At 67.1% G+C, this 762-nt stretch carries 2 protein-coding genes; both read left to right on the forward strand.

Annotated elements, in window-relative coordinates:
* Nucleotides 1-384, forward strand: a 384-nt coding sequence (locus tag H5397_RS17475) for an IS5 family transposase (RefSeq protein WP_182819022.1), incomplete at its 5' end; no start/stop codon positions are given.
* 7 nt (nt 385-391) lie between these two features.
* The coding region (locus tag H5397_RS19250; protein WP_182819024.1) for a transposase at nt 392-762 on the forward strand (371 nt) is incomplete at its 3' end.

Here is a 762-nt window from a genome sequence, read left to right on the forward strand (position 1 = left end):
TTTGTGACCAGGAGTCCTCAGTTCAGTGACGAGATGTGGGCGCGGATTGAGCCGTTGATGCCGCGTGGGGGCGCGAAGGGCGGCCGTCCGTGGAATGACCACCGGCGGACGGTGGAGGGCATCTGTTGGCGGTTGCGGACGGGGTCGCCGTGGCGGGACGTGCCGGCCGAGTTCGGATCGTGGTCGAGCTTGTGGCGCCGCTTCAACGCGTGGGCCCAGGACGGTACCTGGGACAAGATCCTCACCGCCATCGCCGGTTCACCGGAGGCAGAAGGTCTGGTCGCGGTGGTGGACGGCACGATCGTGCGGGCCCACAAGCACGCTGCCGGCGCCCGAAAAGGGGGATCCACCGAACTACAAGAATCCTCGGGCCGAACCAGCTGATCACGCCTTGGGGCACTCCCGTGGCGGGTGGACGACGAAGTCCCACGCCCTGGTCGACGCCTCCGGTCACCTGTGCTCGCTGGTGGTCACCCCGGGTCAGGCCGGTGAGAACCCCCGCCTGTTGGATGTGATCGATCTTGCCCCTCACCGGGTTGTCCGGGTGGTCGCGGACAAGGCCTACTCCCATCCCTCGACCCGAACCGAGCTCCGGCGGCGAAGGATCAAGGTGACCATCCCCGAACGCTCCGACCAGATCGCCCGTCGCAAGGCCAAGGGCAGCCGCGGCGGTCGCCCACCTGCCTTCGATCCCACCATCTACAAGGGCAGGAACGTGGTGGAACGCTTCTTCAACCGGATCAAGGAGTTCCGCGCCATCGC

It is taken from the genome of Propioniciclava sp. MC1683, assembly GCF_014164675.1.
GTDB lineage: Bacteria > Actinomycetota > Actinomycetes > Propionibacteriales > Propionibacteriaceae > Propioniciclava.